At 68.7% G+C, this 26,779-nt stretch carries 22 protein-coding genes; 12 read left to right on the top strand and 10 right to left on the bottom strand.

Annotation, left to right across the window (positions count from 1 at the left end):
• The first annotated feature begins 74 nt into the window (after positions 1–74).
• Positions 75–3,551, top strand: coding sequence for a phosphodiester glycosidase family protein (locus tag ACFFGN_RS29245; RefSeq protein WP_380053953.1), 3,477 nt, complete (start codon positions 75–77; stop codon positions 3,549–3,551).
• Positions 3,552–3,702: 151 nt separating this feature from the next.
• On the top strand, positions 3,703–4,626 hold the full coding sequence (locus ACFFGN_RS29250; RefSeq protein WP_380053957.1) for a S66 peptidase family protein: 924 nt from the start codon (positions 3,703–3,705) through the stop codon (positions 4,624–4,626).
• Here the strand turns inward: ACFFGN_RS29250 and ACFFGN_RS29255 are convergent.
• The 4 genes from ACFFGN_RS29255 to ACFFGN_RS29270 all read right to left on the bottom strand — a co-directional run bounded on the left by ACFFGN_RS29255 (position 4,619) and on the right by ACFFGN_RS29270 (position 11,213).
• Positions 4,619–6,409 carry a S9 family peptidase gene (locus tag ACFFGN_RS29255; RefSeq protein WP_380053962.1) on the bottom strand — a complete coding sequence of 597 codons (1,791 nt, stop codon included), beginning with the start codon at positions 6,407–6,409 and terminating at the stop codon, positions 4,619–4,621. The two genes, ACFFGN_RS29250 and ACFFGN_RS29255, sit on opposite strands and share 8 nt — an antisense overlap.
• 18 nt (positions 6,410–6,427) lie before the next feature.
• Positions 6,428–8,206: an ABC transporter ATP-binding protein gene (locus tag ACFFGN_RS29260; RefSeq protein WP_380053966.1), complete on the bottom strand. Its 1,779-nt coding sequence runs from the start codon at positions 8,204–8,206 to the stop codon at positions 6,428–6,430.
• Positions 8,203–9,963 (bottom strand): ABC transporter transmembrane domain-containing protein, encoded by a 1,761-nt coding sequence (locus ACFFGN_RS29265; protein ID WP_380053970.1) that lies wholly within the window; start codon positions 9,961–9,963, stop codon positions 8,203–8,205. Before ACFFGN_RS29265 ends, ACFFGN_RS29260 begins: the two co-directional genes overlap by 4 nt.
• Positions 9,964–10,163: 200 nt before the next feature.
• Positions 10,164–11,213 (bottom strand): GTP pyrophosphokinase, encoded by a 1,050-nt coding sequence (locus tag ACFFGN_RS29270; protein WP_380053975.1) that lies wholly within the window; start codon positions 11,211–11,213, stop codon positions 10,164–10,166.
• A 238-nt stretch (positions 11,214–11,451) separates the two neighbouring features.
• On the opposite strand from ACFFGN_RS29270, the gene ACFFGN_RS29275 reads away from it, so the two are divergent.
• The 6 genes from ACFFGN_RS29275 to ACFFGN_RS29300 all read left to right on the top strand — a co-directional run bounded on the left by ACFFGN_RS29275 (position 11,452) and on the right by ACFFGN_RS29300 (position 17,281).
• A complete protein-coding gene (locus ACFFGN_RS29275) occupies positions 11,452–12,645 on the top strand; it encodes an ATP-binding protein (protein WP_380053978.1) in 1,194 nt (397 codons plus the stop codon).
• A gap of 163 nt (positions 12,646–12,808) precedes the next feature.
• Positions 12,809–13,597: a DUF3152 domain-containing protein gene (locus ACFFGN_RS29280; protein ID WP_380053982.1), complete on the top strand. Its 789-nt coding sequence runs from the start codon at positions 12,809–12,811 to the stop codon at positions 13,595–13,597.
• A 75-nt stretch (positions 13,598–13,672) separates the two neighbouring features.
• On the top strand, positions 13,673–14,671 hold the full coding sequence (locus tag ACFFGN_RS29285) for a hypothetical protein (protein ID WP_380053986.1): 999 nt from the start codon (positions 13,673–13,675) through the stop codon (positions 14,669–14,671).
• Between the two features lie 22 nt (positions 14,672–14,693).
• Complete coding sequence (locus ACFFGN_RS29290; RefSeq protein WP_380053991.1) at positions 14,694–15,362, top strand: alpha/beta fold hydrolase; 669 nt, start codon at positions 14,694–14,696, stop codon at positions 15,360–15,362.
• A 193-nt stretch (positions 15,363–15,555) separates the two neighbouring features.
• Entirely contained in the window at positions 15,556–16,902 is a 1,347-nt protein-coding gene (locus ACFFGN_RS29295; RefSeq protein ID WP_380053996.1) for a purine-cytosine permease family protein, read from the top strand.
• 106 nt (positions 16,903–17,008) lie between these two features.
• Positions 17,009–17,281, top strand: a complete 273-nt coding sequence (locus ACFFGN_RS29300) for a hypothetical protein (RefSeq protein WP_380054001.1) — start codon at positions 17,009–17,011, stop codon at positions 17,279–17,281.
• Positions 17,282–17,343: 62 nt separating this feature from the next.
• Here the strand turns inward: ACFFGN_RS29300 and ACFFGN_RS29305 are convergent, their stop codons facing one another.
• The 3 genes from ACFFGN_RS29305 to ACFFGN_RS29315 form a co-directional block, all read right to left on the bottom strand.
• A complete protein-coding gene (locus ACFFGN_RS29305) occupies positions 17,344–18,276 on the bottom strand; it encodes an ArsR/SmtB family transcription factor (protein ID WP_380054006.1) in 933 nt (310 codons plus the stop codon).
• A 188-nt stretch (positions 18,277–18,464) separates the two neighbouring features.
• A complete protein-coding gene (locus ACFFGN_RS29310; RefSeq protein WP_380054010.1) occupies positions 18,465–19,037 on the bottom strand; it encodes a methylated-DNA--[protein]-cysteine S-methyltransferase in 573 nt (190 codons plus the stop codon).
• Positions 19,034–19,516, bottom strand: a complete 483-nt coding sequence (locus ACFFGN_RS29315) for an RNA polymerase sigma factor (RefSeq protein ID WP_380054013.1) — start codon at positions 19,514–19,516, stop codon at positions 19,034–19,036. The genes ACFFGN_RS29310 and ACFFGN_RS29315 overlap by 4 nt, the downstream gene beginning before the upstream one ends.
• Positions 19,517–19,879: 363 nt before the next feature.
• Between ACFFGN_RS29315 and ACFFGN_RS29320 the strand changes: the two genes are divergently transcribed.
• From ACFFGN_RS29320 to ACFFGN_RS29335, 4 genes are all read left to right on the top strand, one after another.
• Positions 19,880–20,467: a flavin reductase family protein gene (locus tag ACFFGN_RS29320; RefSeq protein ID WP_380054016.1), complete on the top strand. Its 588-nt coding sequence runs from the start codon at positions 19,880–19,882 to the stop codon at positions 20,465–20,467.
• Between the two features lie 77 nt (positions 20,468–20,544).
• Complete coding sequence (locus ACFFGN_RS29325; RefSeq protein WP_380054019.1) at positions 20,545–21,360, top strand: glycerophosphodiester phosphodiesterase; 816 nt, start codon at positions 20,545–20,547, stop codon at positions 21,358–21,360.
• 314 nt (positions 21,361–21,674) lie between these two features.
• Positions 21,675–22,091 carry an ATP-binding protein gene (locus tag ACFFGN_RS29330; protein ID WP_380054023.1) on the top strand — a complete coding sequence of 139 codons (417 nt, stop codon included), beginning with the start codon at positions 21,675–21,677 and terminating at the stop codon, positions 22,089–22,091.
• A 91-nt stretch (positions 22,092–22,182) separates the two neighbouring features.
• The gene (locus ACFFGN_RS29335; protein WP_380054027.1) at positions 22,183–23,148 is read left to right on the top strand and encodes a DUF5926 family protein; all 966 of its coding nucleotides are present in this window, start codon (positions 22,183–22,185) and stop codon (positions 23,146–23,148) included.
• 242 nt (positions 23,149–23,390) lie between these two features.
• On the opposite strand, the gene ACFFGN_RS29340 is transcribed toward ACFFGN_RS29335, so the two are convergent.
• The 3 genes from ACFFGN_RS29340 to ACFFGN_RS29350 form a co-directional block, all read right to left on the bottom strand.
• Positions 23,391–24,584, bottom strand: a complete 1,194-nt coding sequence (locus ACFFGN_RS29340; RefSeq protein WP_380054029.1) for an arginine deiminase — start codon at positions 24,582–24,584, stop codon at positions 23,391–23,393.
• Between the two features lie 177 nt (positions 24,585–24,761).
• Positions 24,762–25,577, bottom strand: a complete 816-nt coding sequence (locus ACFFGN_RS29345) for an alpha/beta fold hydrolase (protein WP_380054032.1) — start codon at positions 25,575–25,577, stop codon at positions 24,762–24,764.
• Between the two features lie 15 nt (positions 25,578–25,592).
• The gene (locus ACFFGN_RS29350) at positions 25,593–26,777 is read right to left on the bottom strand and encodes an MFS transporter (RefSeq protein WP_380054035.1); all 1,185 of its coding nucleotides are present in this window, start codon (positions 26,775–26,777) and stop codon (positions 25,593–25,595) included.
• Positions 26,778–26,779: the final 2 nt, after the last annotated feature.

Here is a 26,779-nt window from a genome sequence, read left to right on the forward strand (position 1 = left end):
CGTACACCCGGGCCTCACCTCCCGGTAGGGCGCGCGGCGTCGGATGGCCGCGTCCGCCCTGTCGAGGAGGCCCCATGCCGTCGTACGTCCGTAAGACATCCCGGTTGGCCAGCGGTTTGCTGGCCGGCGTGCTCACCGGCGGTCTGGTGACCACCTTGGTAGTGCCAACCGCCGCCGCATTCACGCCAGAGCCCGAGCTGTCCCGGGACCGGCTAGCCGCCGCCGGGGTGGTCGAGGCGCACCGGGGTTCGTCGGCGGTCTCGGACATCCCGGATGTCGCACTGGCGCCGCCGGGCGAAGGCCTGGTCACGAGGCGCTCGGACACTCCGGTGGCGCCCGGCGTCACGTACACCAGCTTCGATCGGCTGGACGCTCGCGGCTGGTTGCGAGGCGACATCCTGGTCGCGGACCTGGACGCCGGTGGGGTGAAGGTGGACTACCTCAACCCCGGCACGGTCTCGGGCCGCGAGGTGCTCAGTCAGCAGGTGGCCCGCAAGGGTGCGATCGCCGGGGTCAACGGCGACTTCTTCGACATCAACGACACGGGCGCACCGCTCGGCGTCGGCATTGAGCGCGATGAGGACGGCGGCGCGGGGCGGCTCGTCAACGCGCCCGCGAGCGGTCACAACGAGTCGGCCGTTATCGGCGCCGACGGCATCGGCCGCATCGCCCAGGTCTTTCTCGCCGGTACGGCAACAGACGACGACGGCAGCAAGCTCGACCTGACCAACCTCAACTCGCCGGAGGTCAAGGCGGGTGGCGTGGGTCTTTACACGCCGCAGTGGGGCGCGACGCCGCGGACCAGGACCGTGGACGGTGTCGCGGCTGTGCGCGAGATCGTGCTGCGCGACGGGGTGGTCGTCTCCAGCAACACCGCAGCCGGTACGACGCCGCTCGCCGCCGGGGAACTCGCGCTGATCGGCCGGGACGCCGGTGCCACCGCGCTGACCGCCTTCGAACCGGGCGAGAAGGTCGTCGTGAACTACGGCCCACGTAGCGACGCGGCGGACATCGCCGTGAGCGTCAGCGGCAACATCCAGCTCGCCCGTGACGGCCAGGTGCTGAACGTCGATGACACCGCGTTGCACCCGCGCACCGCGATCGGCTTCTCGGCCGACGGCCGCCGGATGGTGCTGCTCACCGTGGACGGCCGGATGGCGGATTCGCGCGGTCTGACCGAGCGGGAGCTCGGCCGGCTGATGCTCGACCTCGGCTCGGACGACGTACTGAATCTCGACGGTGGTGGCTCGTCCACGATGCTGCGGCGAGCGCCTGGCGAGGTCACGCCCGAGGTGGTGAACAAGCCTTCCGACGGCGCCGAGCGGCTGACCCCGAACGGCCTCGGCCTGCTGCCCGTCAAGGGATCCGGCCGCCTGAAGGGCTTCCGAATCGAGGCGACCGGTACGGCGGATGCCGCCGCCGACGCCGACCTGAGCCACAGCGCCCGGGTACTGACCGGCCTGAGCCGGGTCCTCGCCGCTCGCGGTCACGACGAGACGTACGCCGCGGTCGCGGGCGTGCCGTTGTGGACCGCCGGGCCGCATGTCCGCGTGGCGGGGAATCTCGGCGAAGCGGTCGTCACCGGCCGGCTCGCCGGTGAGACCTCCGTGTCCGCGATCCGTGGCCAGGCGCACGGGCGCTTCCCGCTGACCGTTCTCGGCAAGCCCGTGCGCCTCGCTCCTTCCACCCGGCAGGTCTCACTGCCGGCCACCAGCACCTTCAGCATCAACGGGTACGACGCGAACGGCTTCGCCACCTGGGTGGAGCCGCGCGATCTCCGCCTCGAGTACGACGCCACGCTGATCAAGGTCGTTGCCAAGGGCAATGGATTCGCCGTCACCCCGCTCGGCGACGGCCCGGTTTCGACCGTGGTCAAGGCGAAGGCGGCCGGCCTGAGTACGGAACTGGCCGTCACCGCGGGTCTGACCGCGCAGGTCGTCGACGAGCTGGACAACCTCAACGGCTGGCAGGCCACGGGCTTCCCGGTGGTCGTGAGTGCGAGCAAGTCCGTTGCCGAAGGCCACGATGGTGGTAGCGCGATCGCCCTGGACTACTCGTTGACCGGGACAACGGCCACGCGCGCGGCGTACCTGGCCCAGACCGTTCAGCAGACGTTGCCCGGGCAGCCGCAAAAGCTCGGCGCTTGGGTGTACGGCGATGGCAAGGGCGCTTGGTTGCGCGCCAACCTGTACGACGCCGCGGGTGGTGCCGCGAAGACGGTGAACCTCGCGGCGGCCGTCGACTGGACCGGCTGGAAGTACGTCGAGGCGGACATCCCGCCGGGGCTGACCATGCCGTTGCGGTTCTTCCGGCTGTACGTCGTGGAGACCGCGCCGACCCGGCAGTACTCGGGCCGGATCGTGGTGGACGACCTGACCGTGCGCAGCGCGCCGCCCGTTGACCTGGCGCCGCCCGCCAAGGTGATCGACCCGATGGTGATCACCGACGGCACGGTCGGCCCGAACCGGTGGAAGTTCGCCGTACTCTCAGACGCTCAGTTCACCGCGGACAACCCGGACTCGGACATCGTGCAGCAGGCGCGTCGTTCGATCCGCGAGGCGCTCGCGCAGTCGCCGGAGTTCCTTGTTATCAACGGTGACTTCGTCGACCGGGCCTTCGCGAACGACATCGCCCTGGCCAAGCGCATCCTCGACGAGGAGGTCGCCGGCCGGGTTCCGGTGCACTACGTTCCGGGCAACCATGAGAGCTACGGCCCGGGCGATCTGTCCGAATGGTCGAAGGTCTTCGGCGCTCCAACCAGCACGTTCGACCACAAGGGCACGCGCTTCGTACTGCGTGACTCGTCGCTCGGTTCGTTGCGGGCGGGCGGATTCGCCCAGATCCTCGACCTGCGCCGCCAGCTCGACGACGCCGCCCGGAACAAGTCGATCCGGAACGTCGTGGTGATGGCCCACCACCCGATCAACGACCCGTCGCCGACCGCGAACTCCCAGCTGGCCGATCGCAAGGAGGCCGAACTGCTGGTTCGCTGGCTCGCCGACTTCCGGGCGTCGACCGGTAAGGGGGCCGCGTACCTGGCGGCCCACGCGGGCACGTTCGCGGCCACCCGCACGGATGGCGTACTGCTGCCGCTCACGGGTAACGCCGGCAAGGGTCCGTCGGCAGCACCCGACGCGGGTGGTTTCACCGGCTGGGCGCTGGTAGGCGTGGACGGTTCGGCCCGCGCGGCCGAGGCGCCGTACCGGCACTGGTCGTCGCCGGAGAGCGGGTGGCTCAAGCTGGAGCTCCGCCCGCACGTGGATGCGCTGGAGCTGAACGCGCCGGCGTCGGTGAAGGTGAACGCCTCGGCCCCGGCCGGTGCGACCGTCGTGCAGGACAACCGGCGAGTTCCGGTCGCGTTCCCCGTCTCGGCCGACTGGTCCGGCTCGTCGCTGCTGCACCTGGGTCCGGCCCGGGAAGCGCCGTTCTGGTCCGTCGCCGCCTTCGACCCGGCAAGCGGCCAGCTCACCGGCCTCCGCCCCGGCACCATCACCCTGACCGTCACCGTCAACAACACCACCAAGTCCACCCCCGTCACGATCACGCGCTAGTCCACGCATCCCAACTTTTGCGACGATCGGACCCGTTTTGCCGCTGCGAGGCCGCCTGTACCTGACAGGCAGCGGACGTGCGGCAAAACGGGTCCGATCGTCGCAAGAAGCGGTCGCAAAGTAAGGGTTCCAAGGAAGGTAGGGTCGAGGGATGGATGAGGTGCGCAAGCCGCGGCGGCTTCGGGTGGGGGATCGGGTGGCGGTGGTGGCCACGTCCGGGCCGGTGGTTGAGGCGCGCCTGGAGGTCGGGCTGAAGCTGCTTCGCGAGTGGGGTCTGGACCCGGTGGTGATGCCGTCCGTACTCGCGCGGCACGAGGTTTTCCCTTACCTGGCAGGCGATGACGCGGCCAGGGCGAAGGACTTCCGCGATGCTTGGCTCGATCCGCAGTACCAGGCCGTTCTCTGCGCCCGCGGTGGTTACGCCGCCCAGCGCATGCTCCAGCAACTCGACCTCGCCGAACTGACCTCAGCGCCGGACAAGCTGCTGCTCGGCTTCAGCGATGTCACGGTTTTGCACGAGGTGTTCCTCTCCGCGGGCCTGGTCACCGTGCACGGCCCGATGGTCGCGGCGGTCGAACAGCTCGCGGTCGAGGCGAGCCGGGATCGCCTGCGGGCCTTGCTGTTCGAGCCCGAGTCGATCACCGATCTGCTCGCGCCTTCAGCAGCTCGTACGTTGGTGTCCGGCCGCGCGGAAGGCCGTCTGCTCGGCGGCAACCTGGCGATGCTGGCGTCCTCTCTCGGTACGCCGACGGAGCTTCGGCCCGACGGCGCGATCGTTGTACTGGAGGATGTCGGCGAGGACGTCTACCGCCTGGACCGCTTGTTCACGCAGTTGCTGCGCGCGGGCTGGTTCGATCGGGTGGCAGGGCTGGTCATCGGCGACTTCACCGAGGCCGAGGGGCCGGGCCGGGTCGAGGACCTGGTCCACGATCGCCTTGCGCCCCTGGCAATTCCGATGGTCGGCCAGGTGCCGGTCGGTCACGCGGACCTCAACCTGGCGGTACCGCTCGGCGCGCCGGTGGTGCTCGACGCGACGGCGGCCACCCTCACCATGAGTGAATCGCCTTTTATTTAAGGGTTTCCGCCAAGAACGCCAAGGCCTTCGGATATGCGTCGAGCTGGTTGACCCGCTTGTGCAGGCCGTGGCCTTCGTCGGGGTAGACCAGTAGCTCGCACGGGATGTCCCGAGCGGCGAGCGCGGCGGCGATCTGCTCGGCCTCGGACAACGGGACCCGCGGGTCGTTCGCGCCGTGGATCACCAGCAGGGGCGCGCGGATCTGGTCGACCTGGTTGAGCGGGCTGGCCTGTTCGAGGAATTCCCGGTCTTCGGCCAACGACCCGTACTCGCGTTCGCGGGCCACCCGGCGGTAGTCCGAGGTGTTCTCCAGGAACGTCACCAGCGAAGCCATGCCGACCACGTCCACTCCGGCGGCCCAGCGCTCCGGCTGGAAGGCCAGTCCCGCGAGCACCATGTAGCCGCCGTAGGAACCGCCGTACAGCGCGGCACGTCGCGGGTCGAGGCCCAGCTCGGGCAGCCAGTCGTGGAGCGCCGCGAGATCCTTGACCGAGTTGAGCCGCAGGTACTTGTCGTCGAGGGAATACCAGCGTTTGCCGTATCCGGCCGACCCGCGCACGTTCGGAACGACGACGGTATGGCCTTGCCCGGCGAGCGCGATCGTCATCGGATGCCACACGCGGGCCGACATCCACTCGGGCCCACCGTGAACCAGCACCACGGCCGAACCGTCGCCACCGTCGGCCGGGCGGTAGACGAATACCGGGATCTGCTCGCCGTCGAACGACTTCACCCGGTGGCTCTCCGGCGTGGGCAGATTCGCCGGCAGCTCGGGCATATCCGGGGCGCGCACGGTCAGCAGCTCGCCGGTCTCCCGCGTGTACCGGATCACGCAAGGCGGTTCCGTCGGCGAGTTGTAGTTGATCAGCGCGTAGGCCCCGTCCGTCGACCAGAGCGGATCCGCGGCCGCCATGTGCCGGGCCGCGCAACCACCCGCGGGCAGGCCGAGCGGCGCCAGCAGTACGCCGTCCGCGAGGCGGTGCAGGGCGAGCGAGATCTCTCCGTCGTCGGTGGTCGCGACCAGTAGGTGCTCGCCGTCGGGACAGGCCCACCCGGCCAGGTCGTACCGCTCGTCCACGAGCAGGTCGGACAACGCGCCCGTGGCCAGGTCGTACCGGAGAATGGCGATCCGGTCCCGGTCCGCGTCGGACGCGACCAGCAGCCCGGACGAGTCCGGCAACCAGGAGATGGCGTGCAGGTACGTCGGGTCGTCGTACGACGTGACCTCGATGGTGTGGGTGGTGCCGGATTCGACCAGCAGCAACTGGTTCGAGTTCGCGGGCCCACCGGCGCGGGTGACGGCCACCCAGCGGCCGTCCGGAGAGGGCTTCACCCGCATGACGTAGCCGCCGCCGTCCCAGAGGGTGGTTTCGTCGCCGGTGGCAAGTTCGCGGGCGATCAGGTCGAAGTCGGTGCCGTTACGCCGATTGCTCGTATAAAGCAGCCGATCGGCCCGGACCTCGATCAACGTGTTGAAGTACTCGGGATCGTGCACGAGCGGTTCGAGCTCGAGCTCCGGATCGGTCAGGTCCAGTACGGACAGCTGGCCTCGCTCGTTGCCGCCGGTGTCGTGCTCGACGACCACCCGGGTGGTGCCTGGAATGAGCTGGCCGTTCGTCACCCGGTCGGCCAAGTCGGTCAGCGCACGCCAGTCGCCAGCGGGCGAAACCTCGTGCAACTGACGCACGCCGCTCCCGTCGTACCCGACTAGAAGCCGGCCGGAGTCATCAACATCGAACGCGATGACAGCGGGCAACGAGAGCAGCGTGCTCAGCAAGGTCATACCAATAGAACTTACCTACTAACGGTCTCCATGCCAGGAGTGCCACAAGGCGGCGTAGGGACCTTCGGCGGCCACCAGGTCGTCGTGACCGCCTAGCTCCACGATGCGGCCGTCCTCGACCACGGCGATCACGTCGGCGTCGTGGGCGGTGTGCAGCCGGTGCGCGATCGCCACGACCGTACGGCCTTCCAGTACGCCGGCCAGGGACCTCTCCAGGTGACGAGCGGCCCGCGGGTCCATGAGCGAGGTGGCCTCGTCCAGGACCAGCGTGTGCGGATCGGCCAGTACCAGCCGGGCCAACGCGATCTGCTGCGCCTGAGCCGGTGCGAGTGATACGCCGCCAGAACCGACCTCGGTGTCCAGACCGTTCTCCAACCCGGCCACCCAGGCATGAGCGTCTACAGCCCGCAGAGCCTGCCAGAGCTCCGCGTCGGTCGCACTAGTCCGCGCCAGCCGCAGGTTGTCCCGCATGCTGCCGACGAAGACGTGGTGCTCCTGGTTGACCAGTGCCACGTGGTTCCGGACCCGCTCGGCGGACATCTTGTCGAGCGCTGCACCGCCCAGGGTGATGTCCCCGAGCCGTGGCGAGTAGATCCCGGCCAGGAGGCGTCCGAGCGTGGACTTGCCCGCACCGGACGGTCCGACCAGCGCAACTCGCGCGCCCGGCTCCACCCGCAGCGTGACGCCGTGCAGTACGTCCCGGCCTTCCAAGTAGCCGAAGCGCACCTCGTCCGCCAGTACGGTCCGGCCGTCCGGTTCGGTGTCGTCACCCGTCGCGGCCGCTTCAACCTCGCGGACGCCAACGAGCCGCGCCAGAGATACCTGAGCCACCTGCAGTTCGTCGTACCACCGGAGCATCATGTTGACCGGCTCGGACAGCATCTGGATGTAGATGGCGCCGGTGGTGAGTGCGCCCACCGTCATCCACCCCTGGATCGTGAAGCCGCCACCGATCACCAGTACGGCGACCAGCGCCACCGTGTGCGTGGCGTTCACGATCGGGAACAGCATCATCCGCAGCCACAGGGTGTACCGCTCCCAGGCGACCCACTGGCCGATCCGCCGATCGCTCATGCCGATCCGGCGCTCGCCCAGCCGGTGGGCCTCAACGGTGCGACCCGCGTCAACGGTCTCGGCCAGCGCCGATGCCACCGCCGCGTAGCCCGCGGCCTCCGACCGGTAGGCCGAAGGCGCCCGGCGGAAGTACCACCGGCCTCCGATGATCAGGATCGGCGCGGCGATGACCACGGCGATCGCGAGTTCCGGTGCGGTCACGATCAACGCGCCCAGCAGCAGGAACGCCCACAACACCGCGATGGTCAACTGCGGTACGGCGTGCCGCATCGCGTTCGAGAGGCGGTCCACGTCGGTGGTGATCCGCGAGAGCAGGTCACCCGTTCCGGCGCGCTCCAGCACACCCGGCGGCAGTGCGACCGCCCGGACCAGGAAGTCCTCGCGCAGGTCGGCCAGCATGTGCTCACCGAGCACCGCGCCCTTCAACCGGGTAAGGCGCACGAAGATCGTCTGGAGTACCAGGGCGAGCAGGAACAGCCCGATCACCCACGGCAGGTTGAGATCGCGTTGGCCCACCGTGAGCTTCTGCACGACCTCACCGAGCAGGTACGGCCCGACCATGCCGCTGATGGCCGCGATCGCGTTGACTCCGATCAGCCAGGCGAAGGCCAACTTGTGCCGCACGGCCAGCTCACGGACATACGCCTTGACCGTTGGCGTCCCGCCGACCGGCAGGCGCGCGGCCGCCTGCGGGGCGGCCGGGTCGTACTCAGGGCGCTTCACGCTGTCTCCTCGAGAGCTTCATCTTCACGGGTGACCACCGAGCGGTAGCGGCGGTCGGAATGCACCAACTCGTGATGCGTGCCGACGGCGGCCACCCGGCCGTCCGGAACGAACACCACCTGGTCGGCCCGGTCCAGCACCAACGGGCTGGACGTGAACACCACGGTCGTCTTGCCGGCTCGCAACGCCCCAAGGCCGTCTGCCACCCGGGCCTCGGTATGCGCGTCCACTGCGCTCGTGGGCTCGTCGAGAACCAGCACCGGCGGATCGACGTACAACGACCTGGCAAGGGCCACCCGCTGCCGTTGGCCTCCGGACAGCGAACGACCGCGCTCGGTCAGTACGGCCTCCATCGGATCCTCGACGCCTTCCGGCAAGGTCTGAGCCAGTACGTCGAGGATGTCCGCGCACTGCGAGGCCCGCAGAGCGTCCGCGATCGAAACGTCTCCACTCGCCGGTACGTCGAACAGTTCGTGCACCGAGCCGGAGAGCAGCACCGGGTCCTTGTCCTGTACGAGCACGGCTTCCCGCGCCGAAGCGAGCGGAAGGTTGTCGAGCGATACACCGCCCACCAGCACCGAGGCGTCCTCAGGCAGGGCATCCGGGCTGTGACCGCCCAGCCGGTCGGCGAGCTTGCCACCGGCGTCGGGATCGCCGCAGACGACAGCGGTGAAACTGCCCTCCTGGACGAGCAGACCAGAGACCGGATCGAACAGGTCACCGCGAGGCGCCTGCGCGACGCCCTGGCCCATCGTGTCGTCGGTCCGCTGGATCGCCAGCACGCGGGCTGCGCGCTTGGCGGAGACCTTGGAGAAGATGAAGGCGCTCGCGGTCTCCTCGAACACCTGCAACGGCAGCAGCAGGAACGTGACGAAGCCGTACGTCGTGACGAGTTCGCCGACACCGATCCGGCCGGACCGCACCAGGCTGATGCCGAACCACACGATGAAGACCAGGAACAAGCCGAACAGGAAGATCTGGAGCGCGGCGATCAGTGACCACATCCGGGCGGTGCGCACCGAAGCGCTGCGGACCTCCTGCGAGGCAGAGCGGTAGCGAGCCAGGAACAGTTCCTCGCCACCGATACCGCGCAGCACGCGCAGACCCGCCACGGTATCGGCGGCCAGTTCGGTCGCGCGGCCGTTCTTCGCGCGCTGGGCATCGGCCCGGCGCTCGGCCGGCTTCAGCAGCGGCACGATCGACAGCGCCAGCACCGGTACGGCGAGCGCGACGGCCAGACCGAGCTGCGGTTCGTAGAAGAGCAGGCCGATCACGACGGCGAGGCAGGTCAGCAGGGCGGCGCTGAACCGGCCGATGATCTCGACGAACCAGCCGATCCGCTCGACATCACCGCTGTTGACCGCGACCACCTCACCGGCCGCGATCCGGCGGGTCAGCATCGATCCGAGGTCGGCGGCCTTGCGTGCGAGCAGCTGCTGGATCCGCGCCGCGGTACGGATCCAGTTGGTGACGACGGCCTTGTGGAAGAACGCGTCGGAGATGGCTTTCACGACGCCCATCGCCAGCAGCAGGCCACCGGCCAGCAGCAGCCGGGGCCAGGACCGGTCGATGACGGCCTGCACGGCGATACCGACCGCGACCGGAGCGGCGGCGATGGAACCGAAGAACAGCAGGCCCCAGCCGATCGCGGCCAGCTGACCGCGGATCTGCTGGTGCTCCAGCCAGAGAATGAATCGAAGGCCTGACCGGGTGTCGGGCACACCTGGATCGGCGAATGGAATTTCGCGCAGCGACATGACGTCCCAAGAGGGGTGAGGTAAGGGGTTTCCGAAGCAGGACTGAGCGCTGGCCAGGCGCTCTCATCAACACTAGGCGTCGGCTTCTGGGGCCCGTCAAACGAGTTTCACGCCGTGGTCTAAGTCCTGCTCAAGGACTGGGGAGGCCTCGAACCCCAGCTGGTGAGACGAACCGGCGCAGCGGGCCGGGCGAGCCTGGATCAGGCCAGACCGGCGCGGCTGAGGGCCTTGAGGCGGCCGCGCAGGATCTTCGTCCGGCGCTCCTCGTCGGCGAACAGGTTGAGATAGTCCTGGCCCTTGGCCGCCAGCAGGTCGTCGTCGAGCCGGCGCACGGTTCCAGCCGGGAAGCGGTGCGTCATCGCCGCCTGGACCGCGGTGCTGTCGACCCCGGCCAGCAGCGCGCCCAGCTCCTGCTCGGTCGTCACGCCCAGCCGCCCGAGAATGCCGAGCATCCAGACGTAGTGATTGGTCTTGGCGTGCGGAGCGTCCGGATACCGCCTGGTCAGGTACGTCGTGAGCGCGGCCGGGCTGAGCGCCTCGGTCGGTGACGGCGAAGTGTCCGGCTTCGCGGCGAGCGAGCGGTACATCTTGTCGATCTCGGCGAACTCGTTGTCCGCGAGTTCCATCAGCGCCGCCGCGAGCAGGAACCGGCGGTCGAACTCGGGCTTGCGCTCCGGCGGAATATCCAGCTTGTAGCGAATGTCGTGCTCGAACTCGGCCCAGGCGTGCTGAACCGCCGTACGGACCTGGATCTCCATCGTCAGGTTTTTCAGCACGGAGTACTCGGGCAGATCGGAGCGGTGGGCGTTCAGCCGGACCAGATAGTGCTTGCTGGCATATCCGAACACGCCCTGTGCCCGCGTGTGCGCGCCCATATCGGTGTGCTCGACGATCTCGAACTCGGACTCGATCACCTCGCAGACCCGGTCCACCGCCTCGACCAGGAAGGTGATCACCCGGGCCGCGACCAGATCGGTGATCTGCTGCAGCGGGTCGTCGTACTTCAGCCGGGTGGGATCGTCGGGATGCGGACGCGAGGCCTTCTCGTAGAACGACTCCGGATCCTTGGCCCGGGCGGTCGCGCTCAGATAGTTGATGCCCTCTTCGTCACCGATCAGCTCGTTGATCAGTGCTTCGAGCTTGCGCGCGCCGCCGACATACTGCTGGTGGGTGCGTTCGTACTGCGCGGCCGCAGGTTCCGCGAGCCGCCGCAACTCCTCCGCCCCACTCAGGGGTTTCGCCCCACTCATGCCGAGACCATAGCGACCCAGAGGGCCGGTGTCCGCAGGCGCGCTGAGGTTGATTTCCGGTCAGCGGATGTGCTTGTATGTGAACAGGCGTTCGAAGCACGGGAGCACCGCTGTAGTAGTCGATGTCGCCCTCTAGGGTTGTCTAGCGCTGGGGCTAGATTTCCCTAGAGGCGACACGCTATGACCGTGGCTAGCGAAATCTACGAGATTCGCTAGACAACGCCATACAGTGCGATGCATGGATCCGATTCGGAATCCCTACGCGCCAGGAGCAGGTCAACGCCCGCCCGAACTGGCCGGGCGGGATACCGAGGTCAGGCAGTTCGAGGTCGTGCTCGAGCGGATCGCCGCGCGACGGCCGGAGCGCAGCCTGGTCCTGAGCGGTCTGCGCGGGGTTGGTAAGACCGTGCTGCTCAATACGCTGCGCAGCCAGGCCATCAAACGGGCCTGGGGCACCGGCAAGATCGAGGCCCGGCCGGATCAGAGCATCCGGCTGCCGTTGGCCCAGGCGCTGCACTCGGCGATGCGCGAACTGGGGCACCGCCATCGCGACGACGACCGGGTCGAACAGTTCAGCGCCGTGCTCAAGGCCTTCGCGCTGCGGACCTCCGCCGACGATCGCAAGGGCATTCGCTGGCATCCGCCCGTCGACGTGATCGCCGCCAAGGGGCGGGCGGACTCCGGCGATCTGGAGATGGACCTGATCGAGCTGTTCGCGGACGCCGCCGATCTGGCCAACGATCTGTCGGTGGGCGTCGGCCTGTTCATCGACGAGATGCAGGACATCAATCCGGACGACCTCTCCGCCCTGTGCGCGGCCTGCCACGAGATCAGCCAGCAGGCGGCACCACTCGTGGTCGTCGGCGCGGGCCTGCCGCACCTACCCGCCGTACTCTCCGCCAGCAAGTCGTACTCCGAGCGCTTGTTCCGCTATGTCCGGGTCGACCGGTTGGCCCGGGAGGCGTGCGACCGCGCGTTGATGGTGCCGGCCGCGAGTGAGGACGTGGAGTACGACGACGAGGCCCTCGACGAGTTGTACGCCCAGACCGACGGCTATCCGTACTTCGTGCAGGCCTTCGCGCACGCGACCTGGGACCACGCGCCGGCCAGCCCGATCACGATCAAGGATGTCGCGGTCGCGGCACCGGAGGCCTCGGCCGAGCTGACCGTGGGCTTTTTCGGTTCGCGGTACGAGCGGGCGACGCCGGCGGAACGCGACTACATGCGGGCGATGGCCGAGCTGGGCGTGGGTGCCGCGGACGGGTCCGTGCCGACATCCGAAGTGGCCGCGTCGCTCAAGCGCAAGCCGCAAAGTCTGTCCCCGGCGAGGGACGGGCTGATCAAAAAGGGCCTGGTCTACTCGGCCGAGCGAGGCACCGTGGCGTTCACGGTGCCGCACTTCGGCAAGTTCCTCCGAACCCGGACGGCCTGAGTATTCCGTCCGAACCCCTCCCGGAGTTACCAATGGGTCGGTAGTGTGAACCGACATGACGGTCGGGTCCCATAGCCGCCACGCGGCGCGCACGCGTGCCCACCGTCGGCGACGGCGGCGGCAGGGCCGCCACAGTCGACATAGGTCTTATCGTGGTCAATGGTTGAGTGTTACAGCACTCGCCGTTCTCGCCATGGTCGTGGTGGTTCATCCCGATCCCGGTAAGCGCAGCAGTCTCGCGGTCGACCTGGTCGAGGCGCGCGTGACCACCGAGCGCGAGCAGTTGCCCAGCGGTTCCGGCGGGCTGCCCACGGCCGCGCCGACCCCGGGCGTCAGCCCGGAGCCCGATCCGGTCATCGAACCCACGCCCGATCCGAGCGCGCAGTCCACGGTCCGGCCGCCCAAGCCCGCGCCGCCGAACATCACCCGCTCCACCGGCCGGCTGGCGATCGTGTCGGGCGGAACCAAGGCCAAGAGCGAGAAGAACAAGCTGACCTACCGGCTGGAGATCGAGCACGGCCTGTCGTTCAGCGGACCGGGCGTGGCCGAGGCGATCCACCGCACGCTGACCGACGAGCGTGGCTGGCAGTCGGCGCACCCGGTCAACTTCGAGCGCACCGACGGGCCCGATCCCGACCTCCGGATCATCGTGGCGACGCCAACGCTTACCGACAAGCTCTGCGAACCGCTCGACACCGGCGGCCAGGTCTCCTGCCGGGTCGAGGACCGGGTGGTGCTCAACGCCAAGCGCTGGGCCTACGCGGTTCCGCACTACCAGGGCAAGATCGATCTCTACCGCGCGTACATGGTGAATCACGAGGTCGGCCACGCGCTCGGCTTCGGCCACTCGACCTGCGCGGCCGACGGCAAACCGGCACCGGTGATGATGCAGCAGACCAAAGGCCTCGGCGGCTGCCTGCCCAATCCGTGGCCGACCGTCAACGCCACCTGACCCCTCGTTCGCGGTCGCCTGACGCGCGTTCGTGAGAGGCTGCCAGCAGGACTGGCCCGGACTGGAGGAGCCTCGATGTCGTCATCCGATTTCCCGACGTACGGCCGTGGGGACGATCCGGCCGAAACCGACGACTCCGGCAAGTACGCCAAGCCCGCGCCGTACGACGAGAACGCCCCGGGCACTCCGCCCGGTACGCCGCCTGGTCAGACCGGTCAGCCCGGGCCGGGTGGTCAGCCCGGTCTTGGCGGTCAGCCCGGACAGTTCGCCGGGCCGGTCCAGTTCGGTCAGCCCGGGCACTACGCCCAGCCACCCCAGCCCGGCCAGCCCGGCCAGTACGGACCGCCTGGGCAATACGGTCAGCCCGGGCAGGTCGGTCAACCTGGGCAGTACGGACAGCCGGGCCAGTATCGACAGCCCGCGCAGTACGGCGTACCGGCTGGGCAGGGGTATGCGCCGGCGCCTGGGTATCAGCAGGGATTTCCCGGCCAGGCGCATCCGCAGCAGCAGCCCGGCGCACCGGTGGACGCGTATGGCCATGGGCACGGGCCGATGGCCGAGGTCGGGCGGGATGCCCGGGCGGCGCGGGTCCTGCTGGTCGCGGCGATTGCCTCGGGCATCTATGGCCTGCTGGTACTGACCGTGCAGCGGGTTTCGATCCGGGAGATCGTGCAGGCGCCTGGTTCGTCCCTGAACCACCCGCTGCGCACGGACGTGATCGACTCGATCGGCCAGTTGCTGGTGCTGATCGTCGGCGCCGCCGCCATTGGGATGTGGGTGCTCGACGTGATCGCCCGCCGCAAGGCGAAGCTGGAGCCCGATCCGGTCGAACGAGCCGGCTTCGCCCTGGTGCTGGTTTCGCTGCTGCCGCTGATGGTGTGGCTGGTGATGGTGCTCACGACCGGCATGGGCGGCCGGGAGGAGACCCTCGATCGCCTGCCGATCGCCTACGCCTGGGGTGGCCTCGGGCTGATCCTGCTGGCCGTCGGTTTCGGCCTCGGCTATCGCGCCCTCAAGCCCGAGGTCTCGAACCCGATCGTGCGACCCGCTCCGCAGCGCCCGCCCTGGGAGTAGTCCGAGTGGGTACCTATGGCTAATGAGCGTGGTTTTTGTCCCGGGCCTTGGTCTCGGCCCTGAGTCGTCCGAGCCGGTACGGCGCTGCCTGGATCAACCGTCCGAGGTCATCTCCCTGCCTGGGTACGGACTGCCGTCGCGACGCGGTGACGACTTCCGCCCGGAGGCACTCGGTGCCGTCGTGGCCCGGGAGCTCGACGCACGCGGTATCACCTCCGCCGTACTCGTCGGGCATTCGGCGAGCTGCCAGATCGTCGTCGAGACGGCCCTGGCCCGGCCGGACCTGGTCGCCGGGCTCGTGCTGATCGGCCCGATCGGCGATCCCGGCGCCTCGGCGTTCTGGCGGTTGGCGGAACGCTGGGTCCGCTCAGCCGTGCACGAACCCGCGCGCCTCGTCCCGACTCTGCGCCGCCAGTACGTTCGAACCGGTCCGGCCGCCATGATCCGCGGCCTCCGCGCCGCCCAGCGCCACGACCTCTCCCGCCGCCTCGAACCACTCGCCATCCCGGTCGCCGTACTCCGCGGCAAGTACGACCGCATCGCCCCGACCTCGTGGATCAACCGAGTGGCCGAGCTGGCTCACGGCGCCCCGCGAACCCTTCCCTCCGGCTCCCACCTCCCCGTCCTTACCAGCGGTCCCGAAATAGCCACCACCATCCACGGCGTCACGTCGGCTGGGTCACAGCGGTAGCGAGGCTGTTGTTGACGCGGAAGGTGGAGGTTAGGGTGCGGGCGTACGGACCAACCTTCGCGGGAGCTCGCGCCGGATGCGGGCTGAGAGGGTGGCAGCAGTGACGGCCTGACTTCGGGAGACCGAAAGGCCGGAGCCGGGTCACCGACCGCCTGAACCTGACCGGGTAATGCCGGCGTAGGGAGCAGGACCGATGACGTCTACTGCTGTGCGCAACTCTGGGGATTCGGCCAAGGCCGAGGCGCCACTTGTTCTCACTACCGATACACCCCGCACGCTGGGCTTCTTCGACCAGTTCACGTTGTGGGGCAATCTCGGTATCTCGTTGTTCGGCCCGGTCACCGGCGCGCTGGTCGCGGCGTACACCGGATCGCTGGTCAAGGGCCTGCTCGCGGTGCTGGTCGGCTGCACGCTCGGGGCGCTGGTGCTCGGTGGTGCCGCGGTGTTCGGGTCGCAGACCGGCGCGCCGGCGATGGCCGCGCTGCGCGGCATCTTCGGGCGGCGCGGTTCGCTCGCGCCCACCGTGCTGAACATCGCGCAGAACGTCGGCTGGGCCACGATGGAGATCATCGTGATCTCCCAGGCGGCCGTCGCGATCACCGGCGAACGCTGGCGCTGGGTGTTCGTACTGCTGGCCGGGGCGATCGCCACCACGATGGCGGTTCGCCCGCTCGGCAGTGTGCGGGTGCTGCGCAAGTTCATGGTCTGGCTGGTGCTCGCCGCGTCGGTGTACCTGTTCGTCCAGGTGCTCGGTAAGCCGGTGCAGGACATTCCGCAGGACGGGGTCTTCGGCTTCTGGCCCGGGGTGGACCTGGCCGCGGCCGGCGTGGTCTCGTTCGCGCCGCTCGCCGCCGACTACACCCGGCACTCGAAGTCGAACAAGGCCGCGTTCCTCGGATCGTCGCTGGGGTACGGGCTGGCCGCGATCGCCTACTTCACCCTCGGCGTGCTTGCCGTGGCGACGCTGCAGACCGACAGCGAGGGCGTGATCACCGCGCTGGTCACCTTGCCTGCGGGCGCGATCGCGCTGTTCGTACTGCTGGTCGACGAGGTGGACGAGGCCTACGCGAACGTCTACTCGACCACGATGGCGGCGCACAACATCATCGGGCACATCGATCGCCGCTGGATCTCGATCGCGATCGGCGTACTCGCCACCACGCTCGCGCTGTTTGTTGATCTCGGCAACTACACGCAGTTCCTCTACCTGATCGGCTCGGTGTTCATTCCGCTGTTCGCGGTCGCGATCGCCGACTTCTTCGTGGTCAGCAAGATGAACTGGGATGTCTCCGACGCGGCCCGGTTCCGCTGGCAGCCGGCCGTCGCCTGGCTGATCGGCTTCGTCACCTATCAGCTCGTCAACCCGGGCACCGTCACGGGCTGGTCCGCCTTCTGGGTCGACCTGCAGGCGCGGTTGCTGGACCTCGCCGGTACGGACGCCGTGCCCGGCTGGCTCGGGGCGACGTACACCTCGATCGTGATTTCGATGCTCGCGGCGATCCTGCTCGGCAAGCTTGGCGCAAGGACTGTTCGGGCCTGACCGAAAAGCATTTGCGCCTTTCGGTCCGGTCCGAAGATCAATAGCGTTAAAACCGCCGGAAAAGCATTCTTGGGACATCAAAAGAAATTCCCGAGAAGGAGGCGTCATGAACATTCGCAGGACGATCTTCGGTGTCGCGGCCGGTGCCGCGCTCGCCGCCGGTGGTTTCGCACTGCCCGCCGCGCAGGCGGTCGAGGCCCCGGTCGCGACGGCCGGTGCGGTCCAGGCGGCCGACAACTGGCAGTACGTCGGTGACTTCTTCTGGCAGTCGGACTGCCACGCCGCGGGTGCCGCCGGTACCAAGTGGACCAAGTACAAGTGCATCGACGGCAGCGCGTTCCCGGGTGACGACTACGAGCTCTGGGTCGTCTACAAGTAAGGCCCCAGCCGGTCATCGCGAATGAAGGCCCCCGCCCGCCAGGGCGGGGGCCTTCGCCCGATTCAGACGCCGAGGAGTTCGCGGCCGGTTGGGCGGATCGTGTGGTTGACCGCGGCACCTACCCGCCGGGTGCTGATCAGGCCGGCCTGGTTGAGCACCCGCGCGTGCTCACTGGCCGAGGCGGGGGAGATGCCCACCCGCTGAGCCAGTTCGGTGGTCGAGCAACCGCCCAAAGAGATCGATCGCAACACCGCCGCGCGGGTCCGTCCGAGCAGACTGCCCAGGGCCTGCTGGATATCCGTGCGCGTCTGGGTGACCGGCTCGGTGAACGGCTGGTGCCGAACCGGATACACCAGCACTGGCTGAAGATCCGGGTCCCGCAGCGTGATCGGATAGCCCCAGCAGAAGTACGACGGGATCAGCCGCAACCCGCGCCCGTTGAGGTGCAGATCCTTCGATCGGGCCTGGCCGACATCGACCTCCAGCACCGGCGAGTTCCACGCCATGCCCTTGGTCAGTTCGGCGCTCAGGCCGCCGAGCCCACCGGTCATCAGGGTCTTCGCCCGGCTGCTCAGATCGTGCTCCACCTGCCGGCTGATCGACGGCCAGTACGGGCTGACGAACGACCGGAAGTACCCGCGCATCGCCTGCGCCAGCCGGCTCGTGCCGTCCGCGCCCAGCAGACCGGCCGCCCAGCGGGGAACCTCGTCCAGTCGATCGAGCTCGGCGCGAAGCCGGGCGCGATCCGTCCGGGCCAGTGCGTCAAGACCCGCGCCCAGGCCGTTCGAGGACTCCGGTGGCGTCAGGAAGTCCGGCGAATATCCCAGTGGCGGCGCGAGTTCCAGCAGCCTTCGCTCCTGCTCGCCGAGCTTGGCCCGCACTCGGCGCCGCCACTGCCCGAACACCTCCGGCGCGTCATCGGTCTGCAACTGGTGCAGGCTCAGCAACAACTCCCACAGCGGGTCCGGCTTCGAGGCGAAGGTCGTCCGGGCCACGTCGTCACAAGTGAAATGAATTCTCAGTCCCACGGCGAACCCCCAGATTCCGCAACGGCACAATCAAGCGGAGGATTCCCTGCTGGAATTCACCACCGTCGTTTCACCGTAGCCAGCTGGACGCTCATATCCGGGGCCTGAACGTTGCAATCCCGTCTCAGCGGAATAACACCACCGGAGGGTTTCGATCAGGGCTGAAAACCGGCTTGTTCGAGGTTCAGCAGAAAGGCCTTCGCGGCCAATCCGCCCGCGTATCCGGTGAGCGATCCGCTCGCGCCGACCACCCGATGGCAGGGCAGTACGACGCACACCGGATTCGCGCCCAGCGCGGTACCGATGGCCCGGGCGGCCTTCGGGCGATGCAGTTCCCCGGCCAGCCGCCCGTACGTCGTGGTCTGCCCGAACGACGTGTGCCGCGGCAGATCCCCGAGCACGAGCCGCTGGAACGGCGTCGCCAGGGCCAGGTCGACGTCCAGCTCGAAGGCCTTCCGCCGTCCGGCGAGGTATTCGTCCAATTGGCGGCGGACATCGTCAACAGCCGAAGGTTTGCGCAGTACTCGCGGGGAGATCGTCCGGGCCAGCCGGGCGGTCATGGTCTCCTCGTCGTCGAACGAGCTCGCCACCACCCGGCCGTGGGTGACGGCCAGCAGCATCGTGCCGATCGGGGTGTCGTGCAGCGCGTAGGAGACGTCGGAGTCGGGCAGCACCGGCGGGGCGCCGTACGCCGGGCCCGTCTGGAGGCGGTTCTCGAGGTCGGTCATGAGTCCAGTTCCTTGCGAAGGGTGGCAAGCGCGTCGCTGACCAATCGCCGCGACGCGGCCGGGGTGGTGTCGAGGACGGCGGCAACCGCCTTGTGATCGAGATCGGCGACGTACTTCAGCGTGACGGCCACCCGTTGCCGTTCGGGCAGCTCGCCGACGGCCCGCCACAGATCCGGATCGGGCCAGTCGGTCACGTCCGGCCCGTCCACCGTGAGCGGCAGGTCGTCGTCCAGCGGTGACTGGGGCCGGCGCGAGCGGTGCAGGTCCGTCGCGCAGCGGGCGGTGATGGTCAGCAGCCAGCTCCGCAGGTTCTTCGCGGAGGTGAGACCGGGATAGGCGTTCAGCGCCTTCTCCCAGGCTCGCTGGGCCACATCGTCACCGTCGACGGGCCCGGCCAGTGCGCGGGCTAGGCGCGCCACGTCCCGCCAATGCGCGTCGATCAGCGCCTGGAACGGAGGGAGCGCGCTCGGAGTTGGCATCACGTCAGTAGAACGCACGGGCGGACGAAGCTGTGAGGCCGGCTTCGGAGCCGGTGTCCCGGATAGTGGGATTGTCTAGTGAATCAGTCGACTTTGATGAGAGAGTCTTGGGCATGGCCAAGACGAGCAAGGACCGCAGCCGGTTGCTGCCGCCGCTCGTCACGTCCTGGTTGACCCGCCGCCGCAACATCGACCAGATGCGGATCGCCAGCGCGCTCTGTCGCTGATTCCCGGTACCACCTCTGCGCCCGTATCCAAGCGGCCACGGCATTGCCCAGGTCGCGTGCGCCACCGATCAGCCCTGCCCACCGGCCGTTTCGCAGGCGTGTGGGCGCCCGTGGATGACCCCGAGGGAGATCCGTCATGTCCGTTCAGGCCATCACCTCCGCCCGTTCCATCCGTCCGCACCGCCACAGCCCCGGTACGACGCACGCGCTGTCCGTCGTACCGGCCGAAGCCGCCGAGCGCCCGGTGGACGCCGACGTCTATCGCACCGTCTTTCGCCGGCATGCCGCCGGTGTTGTCGTGATCACCGCCGACGCCGGCCACGGCCCGGTCGGATTCACCGCCACGTCGCTGGTCTCAGTGAGCCTGCTGCCGCCGCTGGTGTCGTTCGCCATTTCGGCCTCGGCGTCGAGCTGGCCGACCGTGAACGCCGCGAACAGCCTGGTGATCAACTTCCTCGACGCGACCCAGACCGAGCTCGCCGGGCGGTTCGCGACCAGTGGGATCGACCGCTTTGCCGAACCCACCCGCTGGTCCCGGCTGGCGTCGGGGGAACCGGTGCTCGACGACGTGCCGAGCTTTCTGCTGGGCCAGGTCGAGCACCGCTTCGGCGTCGGCGACCACCACATCATCGTGGCCCGGCTGGCCACCCATACCGAGCGACGCGAGCACGAACCGCTGCTCTACCACGACGGTCGCTACGCCACCACCGACCGTCTGCCCTGACGGAGAACTCGTCCCCACGGGAGGAAAAACCGCCGGGCATGCGGTGGTTGGCGCGGTTCGCGTGCCAGAGTTGAGCCATGGGGAATCGCCCGAGCGTTGTCGCTCACCGCGGTGCCAGTGAGGTCAGTCCTGAGCACACCTTGGCGGCCTATCGCAAAGCGGTCGAGGCCGGCGCGGACGCACTCGAATGTGACATCCGGCTGACCGCCGACGGCCATCTGGTCTGCGTGCACGATCGCCGGATCGAGCGCACCTCGAACGGCAAGGGCGTGCTGTCCACGATGAACCTCGAAGAGCTGAACGCCTTCGACTGGGGTTCGTGGAAGCAGCCCTGGGCCGAACTCGACGACGAGGCCGAACTGCCCGATCCGGACATGTCCCGGGTGCTCACGCTGGACCGGCTGCTCGGCATGGTCCGCGACAGCGGCCGTCCGATCGAGCTCGCCATCGAGACCAAGCACCCGACCCGGTACGCCGGGCTGGTCGAGCGCAAACTGATCGAGACGCTCGATCGCTTCGGCTGGGCGCATCCGCGGATCGGCTCGGAATCACCCGCGCGGGTGATGAGCTTCTCCTGGCTGTCGTTGCGCCGGATGCGCACGATGGCGCCGAGTCTGCGCACCGTACTGCTGATGGAACGGGTACCGCTGCGCTTCCGCGACGGCTCGTTGCCGACCGGTGTCAGCCATGCCGGTCCGAGTCTGGAACTGGTCGTTTCCCATCCGGAGTACGTCGCCCGCGCGCACGGTCATGGGCATCAGGTGCACGTTTGGACCGTGAATACGCCCGAAGATGTCCGGCATTGCGCGGAAATCGGGGTGGACGCGATCATCAGCGACCGGCCGGAGATGGCGGTACAGACCGTTCGCGAGCTGAAGACCGTGCCGCGCTGATCAACTCCAGGGTGCGAAAAACGTCCACCTGGTGGACGATCCAGACTGTGACTTGACCCTCGTTCCAGCAGGTGGATCGTTCCAGCGTGTCACGGAAGTAACCGTTTTCACGCTCGTTGTTGTCACGAGGCGAATGCGCTGCGTAATTCGAGCGCTCAATTAAGTGATCATCTCCCTAAAGATTCCGTTAAGGCCGCGCATTCCTGGCAGAAAACATCACAGAATGTCAGTCAAACGTTTTCGCCGCCGCCATCATGGGAAGAAGAGCTAGCGGAGTCATCCCCCGTTCCCAGCCTCGAAGAGGAGATCCCTGCGTGTCCGCCGTCGCTCTGCCTGCCGACGTCAGGTCGGTCGAGGTCGTGCTGCCCCACGACGTCTCGGCGGTATCGGACGCGCGCCGTGGTCTCAACGATTACCTGCGCCGCTACGAGGTGCCGGTCGATCGACGAGACGACGCCCGGCTGGTGCTGTCCGAACTGCTGTCCAACGCCATTCGCCACGCGCCACCGCTGTCGTCGGGAGACCTGCGGGTCAGCTGGTGGATCGATCCGCGCGGCATTCACATCGAAGTCACCGACGGTTGCGGTGAGACCGCGCCGCAGCACATCACCGGTGCCGACCCCGAGGCCCTCGGCGGCCGTGGGCTGGCCATCGTCACCGTGCTGACCTCCAGCTGGGGCGTGCGCCAGCGCAACGGTGGCCGTACCGTCTTCGCCGTACTCCCGCACTGACCCCGCGCTCGAGTGCTGACCCACGCGCCGGCGAGAGGCTCGGGACCGGTGCATTTGTGGTTACCGGTGGGGTTGCTGCGAGACTGCGGGGATGGGAAAGAAGTCGCGCCAGCGCGTTAAAACCTCGACCGTCACGCTCGACCCGGCCGACCTCGCCGACGTCGGGCCCCGGGAGCCCTGCCCATGTGGTTCGGGCAAGCGCTTCAAGCAGTGCCACGGCAAGGAGCAGGCTCAGGCCGCGGACGTGTTCGTGGTCCGTCCGTTCGAAGGCCTGCCGTCGGAGTGCGACCTGATCGCCTTCCGCGAGGTCGTACCGGCCGCCACCGCCAAGGTCACCCTGGCCGGGGAGCACGCCGACCGTGCGGTCACCCTCTGCACGCTGCTGCCGATGGCCATGCCCGGGCTGGTCCGCGACGACGGCTCGATCTGGATCGGCTTGCAGGTGCACCACTCCACCGGCGACCCGAGCCGCGACCTCGGCCACGTACTGACCGCCGCGCTCGCGACCGAGCCCGGCAACCCGGTTCAGACGCCGGACCTGCTGGTCGCCGGACCGCGACTGCAGGACCTGATCGACGTCAGCAAGCCGATCGACATCGCCGTGCACGACGGCTTCGACTTCTGGGTCGGCGAGAACGTCGAGGACCCGACCGGTGAGGTCGCCGCCGGGCTCGAGCGTGCGAACGCCGCTGCCGCGCCGACCGTTCGCCTGGAGAGTGTCGAGGCGGCGTACTGGACGCGCATCGGCGATCGCGTTTACCTGCGCTGGGTGATGCCGCACAGCGAGGACGTGCTGCTCGACGCGCTGGCCCGGCTGCACGCGGCCGGTTCGTCCACGCTGGGTGACGGGACGCGCCTGATCGGCTCGTTCCGCGCGCTGGGTCTGCTGGCGCCGGTGTGGGAGTTGCCCGCCGACTCGACCGCCGCCGACGTGGAGAAGCCGGCGGCCGAGTTCGCCGCCGCGCTGGAGAAGGCGCTGGCCACTTCCGAGCCGCTCTCCGCCGAGGAGCGCGCGGCCCGGGCCGGACTGGCCAACCGGCAGCTCACCATCCGATAGGTCCGGACATACGACGAAGGCCCCGCGCTTGAGCGCGGGGCCTTCGTTCACGTGGACGGCCCAAGTCCTGCTGACGGGGGAGCAACAGGGCCTGGGCCTAGACACGAAGAGTACTCAAAGTGGGGGCCGTCAACAAGTCCCACACCCGACGGAGTGTCAAATTCCCGCGCCAGCTCGTTCGCGCTGCTCAATCGGTTGATGTCAGGCCCATCCGAGCATCCGAATCGGCCTTGATTGACCCGTCAGGCAAGTGGTTCGCGGGACACCGGACAGGACATGCAGCGCGGTCCGCCACGGCCCGATCCGAGCTCCGAGCCGGCGATCCGGATGACCTCGATGCCGGCCTCCTCGAGCCGCGCGTTCGTCTCCACGGTCCGCTCGTAGGCGATGCAGACCCGCGGCGCGAGCGCCAGCGTGTTGTTGCCGTCGTCCCACTGCTCGCGCTCCGCGGTGACCGGGTCCAGGCCGGTGTCGATCCGGCGCAGGGTGTCGATGCCGAGCGCCTTCGCGGCGGCGACCAGGAACGGCTCGGGCTCGGCCACGTGCAGCTCGTCGCCCTCGGCGGTGACCGCGAGTGCCCGCATCTCTTCGGCCATGTTCGGGTACATCAGCACGGCGTCTACGTCCACCATCGTGCAGACGGTGTCCAGGTGCATGGTGGCCCGTTGCTGCGCGATCGGTACGGCGAGCACGGTGTGCGCGAGGCCCTTCGCGAACACCCGCCGGGCCAGCCGTTCCACCCCCGCGGGCGTCGTACGCTCCCCGACGCCGACCGCGAGCACGCCCGGACCAAGTGCCAGTACGTCGCCGCCCTCGACGTGTTCGAGCTTGTGGTCGTAGATCCGCTCGACGCCCTTGAACCGCGGGTGGAACGTGTAGATCAGCTCGGTCAGCTGCGTCTCGCGGGCCCGGGCCGGCATCGCCAGCGACGTGACCGCGACTGAGCCGCCGATCCAGACACTCGAGTCGCGGGTGAACAGCAGGTTCGGCAGCGGATCGATCAGGAAGTCCTCGTCGGCCAGCAGTGAGGTGACGAGACCACCTGCACGGACCTCGTCGTTCCGCACGCCGGCCATCAGCGTCTCGGCCAGCCCGGCCGGATCCAGCGAACCCAGATGCCCGCGGAGATACTCGCGCAGGGTGTCGCCGAGGCGGAGGTCCTCGGTCGAGTCGGCGACGGCGACGGCCCGCGCGTCCGGATCGCCGAGCGCCTCCGTAAGCAACTGGCCCAGGTAGAGCACCTCGACGTCGCGGTCGCGCAGCGTCTGCGCGAAGGCGTCGTGCTCGTCCTGCGCCCGGCCGACCCAAGGAATCCCGTCGAACAAGAGCTTGTCGTTGTTCCGGGGCGTCAGCCGCCGCAACTCGTTGCCCGGGCGGTGCAGGATGACCGTTCGAAGCGGTCCTACCTCGCTGTCGACCCCAAACGTCCGGCTCACGGCGCGTCCTCTCCTCGACCCAACTTCAATCCAAGCTACGGCACCACCCGCCGCCCAGGACCGTTTTCCGGCTTGGCCTGAGCGCGGGCGTATCATTGCCCTGTCTGATTGTCCGACAATATACACAGAGCTTTGATCGTGCCGTTAACCCAGTTCCCCCGGCAATGCACCCGGGCGCTACGCCAGGTACGGGCGAAGCCGCGGCTCGAAGCCGGCCGGGTCCTCGGCGAAGCCGGTGTGATCACCCGGGAACGGCGTGGTGGTCAGTCCGAGTTCGGAGGCCAGTGCGGTCGAGGTGCGATCGCAGTGCTGGCCGATCGAATCCTCGCCGACGCCCACGACGATGCGGACCGGGCTAGCGCGCAGAACATCGAGATCGGGCCGCCACCACGTGCTCGGGCGCATCTCGTGCTCGAACCAGAACCGCTCGTCCGCGACGGCCTGCGGATCCCGGTCACCGCCGAACATGTACTCCAGCGCGCCTTCCGGCAGGTCGATGTTGGCCTGCCGCATGAACAGCTCCCAGGCGCCCATCACGTCACCCGACAGGTACGTCGTACACAGCTCCTCCGTCTGCACGCGAAGTGCCTCGCGGTCGTCGAGCAGTTCGTCCAGCGGCGGTTCGTGGGCGATCACCGTGCGAACCTGTTCCGGATGTGCCTGGGTCAGCGCCAAGGCCGTGACGGCACCACCGCTGGAACCGAAGACCACGGCGGGACCGGAGTCGAGGTGGGCGATGAGCCGGGAGAGGTCGTCCGCCCGTTGTTCGGGAGTCGAGTCCTGGTCACGATCATCCACCGAGCTTCGGTTGATACCGCGCGGATCGGTGGTGAGCACGGTGTGGTCGGTGGCGAGCAGGTCGGCCAGCGGGGCGAAGGCCTTCGCGTCCATCGGAGCCCCGACGAGTACGACGAGAGGGCCCTGCCCCCGGACCTCGTAGTACAACTCGGCGCCCGGTACGGCGAGGGTGGCGCGGGTGACGGTCTCGTACATGGTGATTCCTTTCGATCAAGGCCGGGAAGTCGGCTGCAGGGGACGCGGGATGCGAGCCCGGCGAAGTGCGGTTGGTGCGATCGCGGTGACGGCCGCCGGGATCACCAGGGCGGTCGAAAGTGAGGTCGCCGCAGCGGTATGACCGATCAGCGCGGGTCCGGCCAGACCACCGCCGTACCCGATGGCGGTCACCGTGGACAGCCGTCGGCCGGAAGCGGCGGTCGCGCCCAACGTGCTCACCACCACCGGCCAGATCACCGCCATCCCGGCTCCCGCCAGGGCCCAGCCGGTCACGGCGACGGCGATCCGCCCTGGCGTTGCCGAGGGCAACAAACCGGCCAGCAGTACGAGCGCGTAGCCGGCGGACGCCGTACCGCCCCCGGCGCGGACCGTGCGTTCGGCGCCGAATCGGGCCCGGAGTGCGTCTCCGGCGAAGCGCACGACCGTCATCGCCACGAAAAAGACCGTGTAGACGAACGACGCGACTGCCGGGGTGGCGCCGAGCACCCGGGTGGCGTGGATACCGGCCCAGTCCGTGGCGGCACCTTCGGTGAGGAATCCCGCCGCGCCGATCAGGCCGAGGGTGACGAGCAGAGTCGTACTGATGACCGGGCCGGGCTCGTCCGTCGCCTTCAACGGTGAAGGCCGGACCGGGGGAGGCGCGATAGTGAGACCGGCGACCACCAGTACGACGGCACCGGAGGTCATGACGAGCCGGACGTCCGCGCCGGTACCGAGGCCCACGGTGACCAAAACGCCACCGGCGACCGCGCCGAGGGTCCAAATGCCGTGCAGGCCGGACATCACCGGGCGGCTTATCGTTCGTTCGACCGCGACGGCCTGAATGCTCAGCGCCACGTTGAGCGCGCCGAACAGCAGGCCCATCACCACGGTCCAGATCGCGAGGGTCGACGCCGTCGGTGCCAGCGCGGCGCCGATCAGCGCGAGCGCCGACGCCGGATTCGTCACCCGGAGCAGCAACCGGCTGTCCCAGCGGTCGGCCAGGCGCCCGGTGATCGGCATGGCGACGAGGGCGCTGATCGCCAGTAGCGCGAACAGGCCGCCGAGCCGCGCCGGGCCGAGGTCGAGCCGGGCGTCGATGGCGGGCAGCGCGGCACCCCAGAGCGCGTTGAGCACGCCGGTCAGCCCGTAGTACAGGGCGATGGTGTGCCTCGGGCTCCTCGCGCTGGCTGATCTCATGT

The sequence above is a fragment of the Kribbella deserti genome (assembly GCF_042434725.1).
GTDB lineage: Bacteria > Actinomycetota > Actinomycetes > Propionibacteriales > Kribbellaceae > Kribbella > Kribbella deserti.

Bases quoted from the DNA above. Each gene is read 5' to 3' on its own strand.
- ACFFGN_RS29245 (WP_380053953.1), top strand. From the start codon at position 75: ATGCCGTCGTACGTCCGTAAGACATCCCGGTTGGCCAGCGGTTTGCTG.
- ACFFGN_RS29250 (WP_380053957.1), top strand. From the start codon at position 3,703: ATGGATGAGGTGCGCAAGCCGCGGCGGCTTCGGGTGGGGGATCGGGTG.
- ACFFGN_RS29255 (WP_380053962.1), bottom strand. From the start codon at position 6,409: ATGACCTTGCTGAGCACGCTGCTCTCGTTGCCCGCTGTCATCGCGTTC.
- ACFFGN_RS29265 (WP_380053970.1), bottom strand. From the start codon at position 9,963: ATGTCGCTGCGCGAAATTCCATTCGCCGATCCAGGTGTGCCCGACACC.
- ACFFGN_RS29270 (WP_380053975.1), bottom strand. From the start codon at position 11,213: ATGAGTGGGGCGAAACCCCTGAGTGGGGCGGAGGAGTTGCGGCGGCTC.
- ACFFGN_RS29275 (WP_380053978.1), top strand. From the start codon at position 11,452: ATGGATCCGATTCGGAATCCCTACGCGCCAGGAGCAGGTCAACGCCCG.
- ACFFGN_RS29285 (WP_380053986.1), top strand. From the start codon at position 13,673: ATGTCGTCATCCGATTTCCCGACGTACGGCCGTGGGGACGATCCGGCC.
- ACFFGN_RS29290 (WP_380053991.1), top strand. From the start codon at position 14,694: ATGAGCGTGGTTTTTGTCCCGGGCCTTGGTCTCGGCCCTGAGTCGTCC.
- ACFFGN_RS29295 (WP_380053996.1), top strand. From the start codon at position 15,556: ATGACGTCTACTGCTGTGCGCAACTCTGGGGATTCGGCCAAGGCCGAG.
- ACFFGN_RS29300 (WP_380054001.1), top strand. From the start codon at position 17,009: ATGAACATTCGCAGGACGATCTTCGGTGTCGCGGCCGGTGCCGCGCTC.
- ACFFGN_RS29310 (WP_380054010.1), bottom strand. From the start codon at position 19,037: ATGACCGACCTCGAGAACCGCCTCCAGACGGGCCCGGCGTACGGCGCC.
- ACFFGN_RS29315 (WP_380054013.1), bottom strand. From the start codon at position 19,516: ATGCCAACTCCGAGCGCGCTCCCTCCGTTCCAGGCGCTGATCGACGCG.
- ACFFGN_RS29320 (WP_380054016.1), top strand. From the start codon at position 19,880: ATGTCCGTTCAGGCCATCACCTCCGCCCGTTCCATCCGTCCGCACCGC.
- ACFFGN_RS29325 (WP_380054019.1), top strand. From the start codon at position 20,545: ATGGGGAATCGCCCGAGCGTTGTCGCTCACCGCGGTGCCAGTGAGGTC.
- ACFFGN_RS29335 (WP_380054027.1), top strand. From the start codon at position 22,183: ATGGGAAAGAAGTCGCGCCAGCGCGTTAAAACCTCGACCGTCACGCTC.
- ACFFGN_RS29345 (WP_380054032.1), bottom strand. From the start codon at position 25,577: ATGTACGAGACCGTCACCCGCGCCACCCTCGCCGTACCGGGCGCCGAG.
- ACFFGN_RS29350 (WP_380054035.1), bottom strand. From the start codon at position 26,777: ATGAGATCAGCCAGCGCGAGGAGCCCGAGGCACACCATCGCCCTGTAC.